The organism is Mycobacterium sp. SMC-2, from assembly GCF_025263485.1.
Classification (GTDB): Bacteria; Actinomycetota; Actinomycetes; order Mycobacteriales; family Mycobacteriaceae; genus Mycobacterium.
Window position 1 is genome coordinate 5,728,086 of record NZ_CP079863.1, and the last position, 15,557, is coordinate 5,743,642.

Below are 15,557 nucleotides of genomic sequence, written 5' to 3' on the forward strand. Positions count from 1 at the left end.
CCGTCTCAACCGCTCAGCTGTCGACGGTCTTGTCACCGAAGTGACACCCATGCCAGAATAGCGTCCCGATCGCCGCCATCGACCGAGGACCGCACGCATGACCCTGCCTGATCTGGTCCTCGTCCACGGCGGCGAACATGCCGGAGACTGTTGGGATCTGACGGTCGCCGAGCTGTGCAGGCGCGAACCGCGGCTGCGAATCCTGGCGGTGGATCTCCCCGGCCACGGACGGAAGCCGGGTGATCTCGCGACTGCCACGATCGGTGAATGGGCGGACTCGGTCGTCGCCGACATCGAAGACGCCGGCCTCGGCGACATTGTCATCGCCGGGCACTCGATGGCCGGCGTGACCGTGCCGGTCGTCGTCACCAAACTCGGTTCGACACGGGTTCGGGAGATGATCCTGGCGACCGCGTTCGTCCCGCCGCAGGGGACGGCGATCGTGGACACTCTCAGCGGCCCGCTGGCATATTTCGCACGCCGGGCCGCCAGCACCGGCAAGCCGACCAAGGTTCCCAAGCTCGCCGCCCGATACGCATTCTGCAACGGCATGACCCGCGAACAACGGATGTTCGCCCTGTCACGGCTATGCCCGGAATCAGCGCGGATTCCGGCCGAGCCCGTCGACCGCAGCGGCCTGCCCGAGGACGTGACGCGTACCTGGATCCTGACGACTCGCGACCGGGCCCTGTCGGTGCAGTCGCAGCGCAACAGCATCAACGCCCTGGGCGGCGTGCACCACGAGATCCCGGTGGCCGCGTGCCACGAACTGATGGTCAGCGATCCAGAAGTATTGGCACACATCCTGATCGAACGATGCCGCTCCTGGGAAAGCGACTAGCCGGACCGCGCGGCGGCGGTCCGGTCGGTGATGAGACTGAGTTGCTGTCCGAGGGCCTCGGACCGGTTCGCCCGCTGACCCGATATACCGATATCTATTTAACGGTATAGACTAACTCGGCCGGCCGGGTCACCGTGCCGTTTGCCGTCCTACGACCCAGGGAGAGACATGGGGACAGCACCACCCCGGGCAGTAATCGTCGCCGCCGCCCGCACGGCGATCGGCACCGCGCGCAAGGGCACCCTGGCCAATATGGACGCCAAAGATCTCGCGAAGCCGGTTGTCGCTGCGGTCATCGATCGATCCGGGTTACCCGCCTCGGAGTTCGAGGACCTGGTGATCGCCGAGAGCTTGCAGGGTGGCGGGGACAGCGCCCGGTATATCGCGGTCGATGTGGGGCTCACCGAGATTCCCGGCATGGCCGTCAATCGGCAGTGCGCTTCCAGCCTGACTGCGATCGCCGTGGGCGCGGGTCAGATCGCCTCGGGGATGAGCCGTGCCGTGTTGGCGGGCGGGATGGAATCCTGTTCCACCACGCCGCTTTTGCGTAAGCGAAAGCCCTTCACCACCGGCAAGTCCGCCGAGGACTACCAGGATCCTTGGATGCCGTTCTCGCACCCGCCCACCGACGATGCCCCCGCACTCGACATGTCGATCACCGTGGCACACAACTGCGCGGTGCAGTACGGCATCACCCGGCAGGATCAGGACGAGTGGGCGCTGCGCTCACATCAGCGCGCGATCAAGGCGATCGACGCAGGCTCGTTCGTCGACGAGATCGTGCCCATCGAAGTCCTCCAGGCCGACGGCTCGACGGTCACGTTCGCCGAGGACGAGCACCCCCGGCGGGGCACCACACTCGAGGTGCTGGCAGAGCTGAAGGTGCTACACCCGGAGATCGACGGCTTCACCGTCACCGCGGGCAACTCCTCGGGCATCAACGACGCCGCCGCCGTAGTCGCTCTGACAGCCCCCGGCTCGCAGGCCGCTTCGCTGGCCAACGTGCTCTCGTGGGCCTCGGTCGGTGTGGCCCCCAACCGCACGGGCAGTGGGCCGATCACGGCGATTCCCAAAGCACTTGAGCTGGCCGGGTGCACGCTCGATGACGTCGCACTGTTCGAGATCAACGAGGCCTTCGCCGCGCAGGCCGTCGCCTGCGCGCGGGAACTGAAACTCGACGAGGAGATCGTCAACGTCTACGGCTCGGGCATCAGCCTCGGCCACCCGATCGCGGCCACCGGTGCGCGGATGGTGACCTCGGCGATCTATGAACTCCGCCGCCGCGGCGGCGGCATCGGCGTGTTGTCGATGTGTGCCGGCGGTGGCATGGGTGCAGCAATGGTTATCGAGGTGGTTTGAGATGAGCGCGTTGATCGCAGAGGGGCTGTTCCGGGTCGACGGCGACCGTTCGGTGCTGTTCGGTTCACGCCGACGCTCCACCGGTGTCGTGAGGTTCCCGGCCGAGCGTCCGGAATTGTTCGACGGCACAGACGATATCGAGTCGATCGAATTGTCCACCGAGGGAACGCTTTACACCTACACGACCCAGGAATTCGCACCACCACTGCCCTATAAAGGTCCCCGCACACCCGAGACTTTCCGGCCCTATGTGGTGGGTTTCGTCCAATTGGCCGAGGGTCTGCTGGTGGAGACCCTGATCGTGGGTGCCTCCCCCGACGCGTTACGCATCGGCCAGTCGATGGTGTCGACCGTGACGACGCTGGAAACCGCGGACGGGCAATCGTTTTTGACCTATGCGTTCCGCCCGGCCTGACATTGCCGGGCCACGCGCGGGTCGCCAGATGGTGTGGCTTTCGGCCAACGAGCAGGCGAGCGTGGGATAGCCAGCAGTCAGAGGCGGGTCATGGCATAGATCATCTCGGCCACCACCGCGATCATCTCGTCGCGGTCCACCGCGACGGTCTGCGTCTGCACCGCATACCACGAGCGGTCGAGCAGACCCATCACGGCGACACCTATCACCTCCGGCGAGTGCGTCCCGGTACCGCCGATGGCCTGACCTAGCTTCCAGGAGGCACGGGTGAGCATACGGTTGCGGGAGCGACGAAACGCCTCATCATCCGGGGCAGAGTGAGCCGACGCCATCACGAACGCACCGTGGCGATCGAGGTAAGCGAAGTAGTCGCCGACCCAGCTGCGAAGGTCCTCGAGCGCCAGGGTGCCGCCGAAACCCTCCAGTACCGAAAGTACGGCGAGCACATCGTGATAGGCGGTCTCACCGAGAACGTTGAAGACCTCGCGCTTGTCCTTAAAGTAGGTGTAGAACCCGGCCCGCGAGATGCCGCACGATTCGGTGATTGCGTTGATCGGTGTGCCGGCATAGCCACGCTCGAGGAACAGCTGGCGGCTGGCCTGGAGAATCGCGGTCCTCGTGCGCACGCCGCGGCCGGCGTCGAGCGCCTCAGCGGGCTTTGAACCCGAAGTTACGGTCATGGCCAAACCGTATACGACAAGAACGTCAACTAGCAATCGCTGCACTGCAGCGCGCTTGCTCTGGTATTTACACCGGCCCGACTTGACACTATTGTCAAGTTAGTTCAAGCTCGGCAGCACACCGAGGAGGAGGAAGAAGCAAGCGATGACACAGTTCACCGAGGCACCGATCTTCGATGCCGATCAGCACATGTATGAAACGTCCGACGCGCTCACCAAATACCTGCCTGAGAAGTATCGGTCGAAGGTGCAGTTCGTCCAGATCGGCAGGCACACCCGAATCGCGATCCTCAACAAGATCACCGACTACATGCCGAATCCGACGTTCGAGCGGGTCGCGGCGCCGGGCGCGCACGAGAAGTTCTACTCCGGACAAAATCCCGAGGGACTCTCGATGCGGGAGATGTCTGGCCGGGGTATCGAGGCGCCGGCCGGATCGCGCAACCCCGAGGACCGCATCGCCGAGATGGACCGTCAGGGGGTGGAGGCATGTCTGAACTACCCCACCCTGGCCAACCTGGTCGAACATTCGGCCGCCGAGGATCCCGATCTGACCGCGGCGATCATCCACGCGCTCAACCAGTGGATGCTGGAGCACTGGAGCTATGTCTACGCCGACCGCATCTACTCGACGCCGGTGCTCACCTTGGGAATTGTCGACAACGCGCGCCGCGAACTGGAGTACATCCTGGCCCACGGGGCCAAGGTCGCACTCATCAAGCCGGCGCCGGTCAACGGCTACAAAGGTTGGCGATCGCCGGCGCTGCCCGAGTTTGACCCATTCTGGAGCGACGTTGAGTCCGCCGGACTGCCGATCGTCCTGCACGCCAGCCAGCCGCCGCTGCAGGACTACATCAGCATGTGGGAGCCGCCAGAGACAGTCAGCGCGTTCGAGATGTCGGCGTTCAAGTGGACGGCGCTCGGACACCGGGAGATCGCCGACATGCTGACCAGCCTGATCTGCCACGGCACGCTGACCCGATTCCCGAAGCTGCGCATCGCCAGCGTCGAGAACGGCAGCTCCTGGATCAAGCCGCTGTTCGACGATCTTCAGTCGACGTACAACAAGATGCCGCAGAACTTCGCCGAGCATCCGCACGACGTGTTCCGCCGCAACATCTGGGTCAGCCCGTTCTGGGAGGGCCGGGTGGCCGACGTCGTGAATACCGTCGGCTGGGATAGGGTGCTGTTCGGCTCGGACTGGCCGCATCCCGAAGGACTGGCGACCGCCAGGGGCTACTTCAAGTACGCCGAAGGCATGGACAAGCGGCGCACGTATGACTTCATGGGTGACAACGCCCGCCGGTTCCTGGGCCTGCCGATCCGCAACCCTGATCCCGACGCCGTCAATCCCCCGGTGCTGGAAGCCACCAGCGCCTGACGGTCGAGCCGAGAACGGCCCGGGCACCAGCTCGGGCCCTTCTGTCTCCGGTCGGCGCCGACAGCAGCGCTCGGCCGCCCATGGGGGCGCACCTGGACGGCTTCGCAGCCGGCGAAGGCGATGCAGTCGATGCGGGCGAATGCCGCTACCACTGTGACCGCGCGGCCACCGCAGGTCGCTGGATGTAGCCACCGGTATCCTTTAATCCGATATATAGTTATAGACTTACAGCGGGACCAGCGCTCACAGCTGCCAGTCGGCATGGCCACGTTCGCAGAACACCGAAGGAGCCCCATGACCAGGCCTGACATCGCCATCATCGGCGTCGGACTCCATCCCTTCGGCCGGTATGCAGACCGGTCGGCGCTGGAGCTGGGCGCGGTTGCGATCAACCGGGCTGTCAAGGACGCCGGCATCGACTGGACAGACGTCGACAGCCTCTACGCCGGCAGCCTTGAAGTCGCCAATCCCGAGGCTGTCACCGGTCTCGTCGGGATGACCGGGCTACCCGCGCGCGCGACGCTGAGCGGATGCGCCACGGGCAATTCCTTGTTGACGCTGGCCGCGCGCGATGTGTTGGCTGACGAGGCCGAGATCGCCGTTGGCGTGGGGCTGGACAAACACCCCCGCGGCGCGTTCGGCGCCGACCCGTCGGTATCCGGCCTTCCGCAGTGGTACGGCGACCAGGGCATGTTCTTGACCACGCATTACTTCGGCACGAAGATCATGCGCTACATGCACGACCATGAGATCAGCGAGCAGACGCTGGCCCTGGTTGCGGCCAAGAATCTCGCCAACGGTGCGCTGACGCCGCACGCGTGGCGCCGCAAGGCGATGAGCGTAGAAGCCATCCTGGACTCCCCGATCGTCAACGCCCCGCTGCGCCAGTACATGTACTGCAACCCGAACGAGGGCGCGGCCGCCGTGGTGGTCTGTCGCGCCGACAAGGCCAAGCAGTACACCGACACCCCGATCTACCTTCGGGCCTCGGCCCTGCGCAGCCGCCGCGAGGGTGCTTATGAGCTGCTGCGCACCTCTATCGAGTTGCCGATCGTGCCGGGGACGACCGCCGAGGCGGCCAAGGCCGCCTACGAGCAAGCCGGTATCGGTCCCGAGGACATCGACGTCGCGCAACTGCAGGACACCGATTCCGGTTCGGAGATCATCCACATGGCCGAAACCATGCTCTGCAAGGATGGCGAACAAGAGGCGCTGCTGGCCGATGGCGCCACTCAGATCGGTGGCCGGCTCCCGATCAACACCGATGGCGGGCTGATCGCCAACGGCGAGCCTGTCGGCGCGTCGGGTCTGCGGCAAGTGTACGAACTCGTGCACCAATTGCGCGGGACCGCCGGCGAACGTCAGGCGCCCAACGACCCGCAGGTGGCCCTGGCCCAGCTGTACGGGGCACCTGGCACGGCCGCAGTCGCCATCCTGAGTAAGTAGGCGCGGGCCGGGATGCCGGAAGATGGTTCGGTCAGCGTCGGCGACGTCAAGATCCACTACACCGAATGCGGCTCCGGTCCGACGCTGGTTTTTGTCCACGGCGCCTATGTGACCGGCTCGCTGTGGGAGGACGTGATCGCTCGGCTGTCCTCCGGCTTCCACTGCATCGCGCCGACCTGGCCGTTCGGCGCGCAGTCGACGCCCGCCGGCGCCGCGGACCTGGGTGTGGTGGCCGCGGGACGACGGATCGTCGGCCTGCTGGAGGTGCTCGACCTGCGCGACGTCACGTTGATCGCCAATGACACCGGCGGGGGCATCGTGCTGGCAGCGCTGGGCGACCCGGCACTGGACTTCGGCCGAGTGTCTCGGCTGGTGTTCACCAATTGTGACAGCTATGAACACTTTCCGCCGAAATCGTTCGCGCCGATCGTGAAGTTGTGCGGGTCGAGTGCCCGCGTCGGCGCCGTGGTGATGCGGGCGCTGGCCACCGGCCCGGGTCGATCGTTTTTCGCCTCGGCGGTCACTCGGCACGGCATCCCCACCGACCGCCAGCCCGCCATCTTCGGTGGGTTCATGACCTCATCGACGGTCCGCCGGGAAGCGGTCCGGTTCAGCGCCAGCCTTAATTCGCGCTACACACTCGCCGCGTCCGGCGCGATCACCGAGTGGACCAAGCCGGCGCTGATGGCGTGGGGCACCTGCGACAAGATGTTTCCGGTGGCACATGGTATGCGGTTGGCCGAGGCCTTCCCGAACGGCGAACTGCGCACCATCGACGACAGCTCGACCTACGTCATGTTGGATCAACCCGACGAATTGGCCCGCGCGGTAACCGATCTCGTCAGGAGGCCCTAGTGCAGCCGGTGAACCCGGGCGGGCGTGGGTGAGCGCCGAGACGATCGCCGGCCTGCTCGATGAGACGGCAGCGGCCCGACCCGGCCAGCCCCTGCTGCGCGATGTCGACGGCGACGTTCTCACCGTCGGCGAGGTCGCGCGGCTGTCGCTGGCCGCGACCTGGTGGCTGCACGATCAGGGCGTGCGGCCGGGCATGACGGTGGCCTGGCAGCTGCCTTCGACCGTCCCGGCCGCACTACTGATGCTGGCGCTGGCTCGGTCCGCCGTCACCCAAGCGCCCATCATTCACATCTACCGCGGCCGCGAGGTGGCGCAGGCAGTAGAGGTCGGCGACGCCGATGTGCTCATCGTCGACGGCTCTACTGCCGCCAACGCCCCTGCCGGCGTGCACTCCATCAACGTCCCCGACGATTTCGTCGCCATACTCCGCGGCCTACAACGCACCGCGCACCCGGAGCTTGCACCAGCCGACCGCGACGCGGCCGAGCCGCAGTGGATCTACTTCACCTCCGGCACCACCGGCAGCCCAAAGGGTGTGCTGCACACCGACGCGACATTGCTCTCGGCCGCAAAGGGTTTCACCGAGTACCTTGGCCTGGGCGGCCACCCGGCGGAGACCGGCATCATCTGTTTTCCGATCGCGCACATCGGTGGGATGGTGTACCTGTCGTGTGCCCTTCTGGCGGGATACCCATTGCTGATGGTCCCCAAGTTCGCACCTGAGCAGCTGCCCGCACTGCTCGCCGAGCACAACGTCACCGTGGCCGGCGGAGGCAGTGTCGTCTACCAGATGTTGGTATCGGCGCAGATCGACAGCGGCGCTGCCGAACCGCTCATGCCCAGCCTGCGTATGTTGATCGGCGGTGGCGCCCCGTGCCCACCCGAGTTGCACCGGCGGGTCCGCGAACACCTCGGTATTCCCGTCGTCCACGCCTACGGCATGACCGAGGCGGCGATGATCTGTGTCAGCCGCGCCGACGACACCACCGAGCAGCAGATCCAGACCAGCGGCTCGGCGATCCCCGGCTCCCGAATCCGCATCGTGCGCTATGAACCCGACGGCACCCGGACCGTGCTACCGGCGGACACCGAAGGTGAAATCGAGCTGTGCGGGGCCAATATGACCGTGGGCTACCGCGACGAGTTGCAGTGGGCCGAGGCGCTCACCGACGACGGGTGGTTCCGCACCGGCGACCGCGGGCTGCTGCGGCCCGACGACCGTATCGTCGTTACCGGCCGCACCAAGGAACTCATCATCCGCAAAGGCGAGAACATCGCGCCTGCCGAGATCGAGAGTGAACTGCTGCGCCATCCTATGGTCGATGAGGTCGCCGTGGTCGGGGTGCCCGACGAGCTGCGCGGCGAGCTGGTCTGCGCCGTGGTGCGCCGATCACCGCGGCACCGGGATCCGACGCTCGACGAATTGTGCATCTTCCTCGACGAGCGCGGCCTGATGAGGCAGAAGTGGCCCGAGCTTCTGGTAATCGTCGATGATTTCCCGCTGACCGGCCTGGGCAAGGTGGCCAAAGCCGAACTGGCACGACAAATTGCGCACCACGGGCCTGACCGAACCGGCTGCCCGCCGCGATAGCCCGATTTGCTTGCTGGCAGGCGATGCGGTGACTACCATCACAGCTAAATAACTAAATGTTTTGACGTTTCACGGCTGTGTGACGTCACCCGCCCAAGGAGACATTGATGCCGTTGCAGCCCTGGATGGAGTTGATCTCCGTCGACGATCACCTGATCGAACACCCGAAGGTCTGGAGCGACCGACTCCCCACCAAGCACTTGGAGGCCGGGCCGAAGATCATCGAATGGGAACGCCCCGACACCGGACAGATGTGTCAGGTCTGGGATTACGAGGGGCGTATATACCCCTACATCGGGCTCAACGCGGTGGCGGGCAAGAAGCCCGAGCAGTACGGCATCGAGCCGGTGCGCTACGATGACATGATCCCCGGCTGCTACGACCCCAAGGCCCGGGTCGCCGACATGGACATCGACGGCGTGCAGGCGATGACGTGTTTCCCGTCGTTCCCGCGATTCGCCGGTGCGGTCTTCGCCGAGGGCGAGGACAAGGAACTGGCGGTGTTGTGCTCCAAGGCGTGGAACGATTTTCACCTCGATGAGTGGGCCGCCACCGCGCCCGACCGATTCATCCCCGTCGCGATGCTGCCGTTCTGGGATATCGAGGCCAGTGTCAAGGAAGTCCACCGCGTCGCCGCTAGGGGCGCCAAGTGCGTCACCTTCCCGGATCTGCCCGACAAGCTGGGTCTGCCCTCGGTGCATTCCGATCATTGGGATCCGCTGCTGTCGGCGATGGAGGAGACCGGCATGGTGCTAGCCCAGCACTTTGGTTCCGGCGGCTTCCCGCCGCCGATCGCGCCGGACGCCCCGTTCGCGGTGTTCGTCACCTTGATGGGCACCATGTCGATGACCGCGCTGACCGACTGGTTGTTCAGCCACACCCTGTACCGTCACCCCAAGCTGAAGATCGGCTTGAGTGAGGGCGGCGTCGGCTGGATTCCCTACATCTTGGAGCGCGCCGACAGTGTGTGGCGCAAGCACCGCTTCTACAACAACGTCAATCAAGACCATCCGCCAAGCTACTTGTGGAAGAAGCACTTCCATGGCTGCTTCATCGAGGATGACTTTGGTATGGAGGTCCGCGACAAGATCGGCATCGACCAGATCACCTGGGAGTGTGATTACCCGCACTCGGATTCGTTCTGGCCGCAGAGCCGTGAACGTGCCGCCCAGGCGTTGGAGGATGTGCCCGACGACGAAGCCCACAAGATCGTGGAACTCAACGCCCGGGGCTTCTACAACTTCCCCAAGGCGGCTTGATCGTCGACGGCACCGGGACCACGGGTCCCGGCCACCGGGCGGGTCCGCGTACCCACCCCTGGGTCGCCGCGAAAGGGTGATCAGCATGGGAGATTTCGAGCGCATCAAGCAGCTGGGGGTCGACGACTGGGCCGACCAGGACCTGCTCACCAAGGACGAGGCCAGAGGGCGATTGGTATCGGAGATCGAGCGCACCCGGCGCCGACTGGATCAGCTGCACTCCGACGATCCCGCCAACGACCCGGAGATCATGTTGCTGGCCCGGCGTCTCAACGCCATGGAATCCCTCTGCGGTGAGTACGACGCCTATCTGGACGGGAAATGACTCCACCTCCTCCCGAAAGCCCGGTGCGCAGCACAGTCGGCCCGAAAGGTCTCGAATCGGCGCTACGGTCGGTACTACGGGCCGGAAGCCGCGTGGTGCTCGGGGACGGCGTCGGGCAGGTTCGCACGCTGGAGTCCGGTGACGCGATTGGCACCGTGCTGTCAAAGGTGGCCCGCGATATCGGCGATCTTGGGCTGGTGTTGTCATGGCTGCCGACACCGCTCGAGGGTCTAGAGCCCGACGCGTTCGGTGAGATCGTTGCACTGATGCCGGGCTGGGGCATGCGCCGGGTACTGGGCGCCCCCAACGCGCGGTTCGCGCCAACCCGGCTGGCCGCCGTTCCCGCGCTGCTGGCCGGTACGTTACGACCCGATGTGCTCGTCACCAGGCTCGTCGAGCGCGGCGGTGCGTTGCACTTCGGCACCGAGGTGTCCTGGCAGCGCGAACTGGTGGATTCGGGGGTTCCGGTGCTGGCGATCCTTGACAGCAACGCGCCGAAGGCCGACGCCGGTCCGCCGCTGAGCCGGGAAACGGTAACGGTGGTCGCCCGCAGCGACGACGGCCCAATCCGGTTCCCGCACAAGGAGCCCGACCCGGTGCATGACCAGCTCGCCGAGGCCGTACTGCGCTTCGTTCCCGAGGGCGCCCGCCTGCAATACGGCCCCGGCCAGCTGGGCACGGCCCTGCTTCGGCGAGCGTCGATGCCGTTGCGGATCGACACCGGTCTGCTCACCGACGCCGTCGTCGACCTCGACAACCGCGGTCTGCTGGTCGGGACGCCGTCCGCCACCTATCTGCTCGGAGGTGACCGGCTGTTCGACTGGGCTGATGGTCGACCGATCCTGCACGGCATCTCCTATACCCATGACTTCACCCGGCTGCGCGACGGCGCACCGCTGATCGCGGTCAACACGGCCATCGAAATCGATCCGGTCGGGCAGGTGAATGTCGAAGGCATCGGCGACAACGTGGTGGGCGGCATTGGTGGGCATCCGGACTACTGTGCCGCAGCCGCGATGAGTCGTCATGGATTGTCGATCATCGCGGTGCCATCCAGCTTCCGCGGCCGCTCACCGTTGGTGGAACGGCTCAGCCGCCCGGTATCGACGCCGGCCTATGACGTCGACGTGATCGTCACCGAGTCGGGCCATGCCGATCTGCGCGGCACCGATTGGGCGCGGCGGCGCAAGCTCATCGGCGAGTTGTTCGGAGCCTGAACCGGCGAACTAGCGTTGGAAGTACTTCAGCGGGCGCTCGACGAACTCGAACACCACCCCATCGGGTGATCTCAAAAACGCAATGTAGAGGCCCCCGATCTTGGTGCCGGGCAGCGGACACCACACCGGGTTGCCTTGTGGCTCAATGGAATCTGGCAGCGCCGCCAGTGCCTTTTCGACGTTCTCCACCCGCAGCGCGCACCGGTAGAGGCCTTGATGGTTGCCGCCCCAGGGCACCGGGGGCTGATCGGCGCTGCCGGGGTGCTCGACCACCGTGAGGCTGAATTGCTGGTCGTCTTCGGGCAGGACGAACCGGGCCAGGACGCACTCGACGGGTTCTGATGGCCCGCCGGGTGCAAGCTGGTCCCCGGTGATGGTCCTGCCGTTCGGGGCCTCGACCACGGCGAAGCCGATCGAGGTCAAGAACTCCGCGGTCTTGCCCGCGTCGATGGCCGCGATGCGTATCCCGCTGAACAGCGCCCCCGCCGACGGGGCGGGGTCACCGATGGCCTCGGCCAGCTCGATCACCACGCCGTCGGGGTCGAGCACGAGCGCCGACTTGCTGCCGGAGATCAGGCCGGCGACCGGGTCGCCGACCGGGACACCGCGCTCACGCAGAGTCGTCACCGTGCCGGCCAGGTCGCTGACCGTCATCAGCGCCGACCGGATGCCCGGGCGAAGCGGGTCGGTGCGCGGGTCGCGTTTCAGGGTCGGCGAGTGCCACTCGATGACTTCCAGGGCGCAGCCGCGGCGGCCGCCGCGGGCGTCATATAGAAACGAAGTGGCGCAGTAGCTTTCGCCGTCGAGTCCGAGGATTCTGCCGTCGGTGGGCGCTTCGGGGTCGGTCCGCATCCGCGCGGACAGGCCCAGCTGTTGGGCGTAGAGCGCCTCGGTGACGTCCAGCGAGGCGCTGTTGAGATTGACGTGCAGGAACCGCCGCGCCAGGTCGTCTGACGTCGGCATGCCTAGAGCACCACCGATTTGATCTTCAAATCGATGATCTCGTCGTCGCTGAACCCCAATTCGGTCAGCAGCGCATCTGTGTGCTCGCCGTGCCCGGGCGCGCAGGTCAGGTCGAGCGGGGCCTCGTCGAACTGAACCGGGCTGGAGGCCAGGGCGAACTCGTTGCCGTTGGCATCGGTGGTGCGGGGCAGGTAACCGTTGGCGATTGCCTGGGGGTCAGCGTGGATCTCGTGGGCGGTGCGCATGACGTCCCAAACCCCGTCGAAGCCGGCGAACGCCTTCTCCCAGTGCACCAGGTCCTGGGACTCGAACGTCGCGCGCAGTTCGGCGATGCAGTCGGTGCGGTTGCGAAAGCGCACCGCCGCAGTGGCGAAGCGTTCATCGTCGATCAAGTCCGACCGGCCCAGGCGGTTGCAGAAATCGGCCCAGAACCGGTCCGCCTGCAGCAGCACGAAGGCGATGAACCGGCCGTCGCGGGTCTTGTAAATGCTGGCCAGCGGGTTGGGCATTTCGTCGAGATTGAATTTCGGAATGTCCTGTCCGGTCACCCCGGCGCCGACGATATCCGGCCCGAGTTGCCAGATCGCGGCATTGAGCAACGACACGTCGACGACCGAAGGCTCGCCGGTGCGTTCGCGTTTGACCAGTGCGGCGGCGACGCCCGCGGCGATGGCCAGACCCCCGTACGAGTCGCCGAATGCGGGCCGTTGGATCGGCGGGTAGGAGCCGTCACCGGCCGCGTACGCCTCGCCGATTCCGCCTCGCGCCCAATAGGCGGCCAGATCAAAACCGCCCTGGGACGCCAGATCTCCCCTGGTCCCGTAGCCGTGACCGCGCGCGTAGATGATCTTGGGATTGCGTGCCCGCACCGCCTCGACGTCGACGCCCATCCGCCGCCGCGAATCCGGCAACAGGTTGGTGATGAAGACGTCGGCGGTCTCGAGCAGCTTCATCAGCAACTCCAGGCCCTCGGGACTCGAGGTGTCCAGCCCGATGCTGCGTTTGCCTCGGTTGGGCTGCTCGATGAAGTGGTTGACTCCCCCGGCGCCGGTGACGATGCCCGAACTGACCAGGCCGCGCTGGGGGTCGCCGGTCTCGGGATGCTCGATCTTGATGACATCGGCGCCCCAGTCGGCCAGCACGGCTCCGGCCGCCGGCACGAACGTCCACGCGGCAAGTTCGACCACTCGGATTCCGCTGAGGATGTCGGTCATGTGTTCCTTCCGAGATGAGCCTCGATCGAGGCGATAGCCGATGACTTCGCAGTTCGTGGTCAGTCGAGCGAGTATGCGATGAGCTTCGTCTGCAGGTGTTGTTCGAACCCTTCGATACCGTTCTGCCTGCCGATTCCGCTCATCTTGTAGCCGCCGAACGGCGCATCGGCGCCGTAGAAGATGCCGGCGTTGACGTTCATCGAGCCGGTGCGGATGCGCCGGGCGACCGCCATGGCACGCTCTTTGGAGCCCATCACCGACCCGGCCAGCCCATATGTTGAGTGGTTGGCAAGCTCGACGGCGCCGTCATCCCCGCCGTCATAGGGGCTGATCGTGATGACCGGACCGAAGATCTCCTCCTGGTAGATCCGCATGTCCGGGGTGACGTCGGCGAAGACCGTTGGCGCCACGAAGTACCCACGATCGAGGCCCTCTGGCACACCGCCGCCGACGGTAACCCGGCCGCCTTGCTGCTTGCCGATCTCGATGTAGTTCAGCACCCGTTCGCGCTGCTTGGCCGACACCAGCGGGCCGCAGAAGTTGGCCGGGTCGGTCGGGTCGCCGCAGCCGATCGCGGCGAAGGTGGCGGTGGCGACCTCGACGGCCTGGTCATAGTGTGACCGCGGTACCAACATCCGGGTGTTCAGCGCACAACCCTGCCCGGAGTGCATCAGCGCCGCCATGCAGCCGGGCAGCGCCGCGTCCATGTCGGCATCATCGAGCACGATGTAGGCCGACTTGCCGCCCAGCTCAAGCAGATTGCGCTTCATGGTGTCGGCAGACAGCCGCTGAATGAGTTGTCCAACGGCCGTCGATCCGGTGAACGAGATCATGTCGATCCGCGGGTCGGTGAGCAGCAGTTGGGCGATATTGTTGTCCGAGGCCGGCACGATGTTCACCACGCCCGGCGGGATGTCGGTCTTATCGGCGATAATGCGGCCCCACCGCAATGCGCTCCACGGCGTTTCCATCGCGGGCTTGAGGACCATCGTGTTACCGGTGGCCAGGATCTGGCCCATCTTGTTGCTGATGATCTCGAAGGGGAAGTTCCACGGTGTGATCGCAGCGACCACACCCATCGGCTCCTTGACGACCACCCGGTCGTAGGGCACACCCATTTTTGCGTCCTGGGCCAGCATCCGCTCCCACTGGAAGTCCGAAATGTGCTGTGCCGGCCAGCGCACGGCATCGGCCAGCGGCCAATCCAGCTGGGCGATGTAGGTCATCGCGACCGTCGCGCCCGCCTCGGCGATCAGCTCGGCGCGCATGTCCTCTTTCTCCTCCTGCAACGCCTGGTGGAGCTGCATCAGGCAGTGCTGTCGGAAGGCGCGGTCGGTGGACCATTTCGTGGTGTCGAAGGCCCGGCGGGCCGCCGCGATCGCCTCCTCCATGTCCTGGGCGCTGGCGTCTGTTGCCACGCCAAGCAGCTCTTCGGTGGCGGGATTGAGGTTCTCGACGGTCTTACCCGTCGAGGATTCGCGCAGACGACCATCGATGTACAGGCGCGATTCGGGGTTGAACTGGACGGCGGTTGCGGCGACCGGTGAAGCCGTCATAAGAGCTTCCTCTCGCTGGACTGTCGACGTGAGTTATTGTACTCATTTATAGATAATTGTTTAGCGGATTCGCCGCCCGGTTTGTCCGCAACGTCAGAAGGGGGTCCCGGTTGACCGCCCCTATCGGCGCGACTGTGCCGGCCAGCCGTCACCCTGATTACAGGTCGGACGACTTTCTGGGCACCTCGTGGCGCTTCGGTAGGCGGTCGTCAGCGCAGGCCGCCAAGGCTGCGGCCGGGCGGGCGCATCGCGCCGTCAGCGACGCGGCGCTGCAGGGGTGCGGGGCGATCGGCCTGACCGCCGAGCACGATCTGAACCGTTACGTCGCGGGAAGGCTACCGGTTGACGCCCTGTGCGGATCCCACCTTCAGCTGGAATCCCTGCCCGACGAGCGACTAGTCGAGATGCGCCCCCCGGCCCGACGCTTGCCTGCGATCTTCGCCTGCAGCTGAGGA

At 65.8% G+C, this 15,557-nt stretch carries 14 protein-coding genes and 1 pseudogene; 11 read left to right on the forward strand and 4 right to left on the reverse strand.

What is annotated here, in order from left to right; translation table 11 throughout:
* Positions 1 to 97: 97 nt before the first annotated feature.
* The 3 genes from KXD96_RS26900 to KXD96_RS26910 all read left to right on the forward strand — a co-directional run bounded on the left by KXD96_RS26900 (position 98) and on the right by KXD96_RS26910 (position 2,615).
* Positions 98 to 841, forward strand: coding sequence for an alpha/beta fold hydrolase (locus KXD96_RS26900; RefSeq protein WP_225601071.1), 744 nt, complete (start codon positions 98 to 100; stop codon positions 839 to 841).
* A gap of 168 nt (positions 842 to 1,009) precedes the next feature.
* Positions 1,010 to 2,200, forward strand: a complete 1,191-nt coding sequence (locus KXD96_RS26905) for a thiolase family protein (protein ID WP_225601072.1) — start codon at positions 1,010 to 1,012, stop codon at positions 2,198 to 2,200.
* Position 2,201: 1 nt separating this feature from the next.
* Complete coding sequence (locus KXD96_RS26910) at positions 2,202 to 2,615, forward strand: Zn-ribbon domain-containing OB-fold protein (RefSeq protein WP_225601073.1); 414 nt, start codon at positions 2,202 to 2,204, stop codon at positions 2,613 to 2,615.
* A 77-nt stretch (positions 2,616 to 2,692) separates the two neighbouring features.
* Here the strand turns inward: KXD96_RS26910 and KXD96_RS26915 are convergent, their stop codons facing one another.
* A complete protein-coding gene (locus tag KXD96_RS26915; protein ID WP_225601074.1) occupies positions 2,693 to 3,295 on the reverse strand; it encodes a TetR/AcrR family transcriptional regulator in 603 nt (200 codons plus the stop codon).
* Between the two features lie 145 nt (positions 3,296 to 3,440).
* On the opposite strand from KXD96_RS26915, the gene KXD96_RS26920 reads away from it, so the two are divergent.
* The 7 genes from KXD96_RS26920 (at position 3,441) to KXD96_RS26950 (ending at position 11,369) form a co-directional block, all read left to right on the forward strand.
* Positions 3,441 to 4,676, forward strand: coding sequence for an amidohydrolase family protein (locus tag KXD96_RS26920; protein WP_225601075.1), 1,236 nt, complete (start codon positions 3,441 to 3,443; stop codon positions 4,674 to 4,676).
* Between the two features lie 294 nt (positions 4,677 to 4,970).
* Positions 4,971 to 6,122, forward strand: coding sequence for a thiolase family protein (locus KXD96_RS26925; RefSeq protein ID WP_225601076.1), 1,152 nt, complete (start codon positions 4,971 to 4,973; stop codon positions 6,120 to 6,122).
* A gap of 12 nt (positions 6,123 to 6,134) precedes the next feature.
* Positions 6,135 to 6,977: an alpha/beta fold hydrolase gene (locus KXD96_RS26930; protein ID WP_225601077.1), complete on the forward strand. Its 843-nt coding sequence runs from the start codon at positions 6,135 to 6,137 to the stop codon at positions 6,975 to 6,977.
* Positions 6,978 to 7,005: 28 nt separating this feature from the next.
* The gene (locus KXD96_RS26935) at positions 7,006 to 8,568 is read left to right on the forward strand and encodes a class I adenylate-forming enzyme family protein (RefSeq protein WP_260741969.1); all 1,563 of its coding nucleotides are present in this window, start codon (positions 7,006 to 7,008) and stop codon (positions 8,566 to 8,568) included.
* 107 nt (positions 8,569 to 8,675) lie between these two features.
* Complete coding sequence (locus tag KXD96_RS26940; RefSeq protein WP_225601079.1) at positions 8,676 to 9,827, forward strand: amidohydrolase family protein; 1,152 nt, start codon at positions 8,676 to 8,678, stop codon at positions 9,825 to 9,827.
* Positions 9,828 to 9,912: 85 nt separating this feature from the next.
* Positions 9,913 to 10,152: a hypothetical protein gene (locus KXD96_RS26945; protein WP_225601080.1), complete on the forward strand. Its 240-nt coding sequence runs from the start codon at positions 9,913 to 9,915 to the stop codon at positions 10,150 to 10,152.
* Positions 10,149 to 11,369 (forward strand): acetyl-CoA hydrolase/transferase C-terminal domain-containing protein, encoded by a 1,221-nt coding sequence (locus tag KXD96_RS26950; protein ID WP_225601081.1) that lies wholly within the window; start codon positions 10,149 to 10,151, stop codon positions 11,367 to 11,369. The genes KXD96_RS26945 and KXD96_RS26950 overlap by 4 nt, the downstream gene beginning before the upstream one ends.
* A gap of 9 nt (positions 11,370 to 11,378) precedes the next feature.
* Here the strand turns inward: KXD96_RS26950 and KXD96_RS26955 are convergent, their stop codons facing one another.
* The 3 genes from KXD96_RS26955 to KXD96_RS26965 are packed head-to-tail and all read right to left on the reverse strand — an operon-like array spanning position 11,379 to position 15,102.
* A complete protein-coding gene (locus tag KXD96_RS26955) occupies positions 11,379 to 12,332 on the reverse strand; it encodes a VOC family protein (protein WP_225601082.1) in 954 nt (317 codons plus the stop codon).
* 2 nt (positions 12,333 to 12,334) lie between these two features.
* A complete protein-coding gene (locus KXD96_RS26960) occupies positions 12,335 to 13,546 on the reverse strand; it encodes a CaiB/BaiF CoA-transferase family protein (protein ID WP_225601083.1) in 1,212 nt (403 codons plus the stop codon).
* Between the two features lie 59 nt (positions 13,547 to 13,605).
* The gene (locus KXD96_RS26965; RefSeq protein WP_225601084.1) at positions 13,606 to 15,102 is read right to left on the reverse strand and encodes an aldehyde dehydrogenase family protein; all 1,497 of its coding nucleotides are present in this window, start codon (positions 15,100 to 15,102) and stop codon (positions 13,606 to 13,608) included.
* A 176-nt stretch (positions 15,103 to 15,278) separates the two neighbouring features.
* Between KXD96_RS26965 and KXD96_RS26970 the strand changes: the two are divergent.
* Positions 15,279 to 15,554 (forward strand): annotated as a pseudogene (locus KXD96_RS26970) (acyl-CoA dehydrogenase); the annotation flags it as partial.
* Positions 15,555 to 15,557 lie beyond the last annotated feature (3 nt).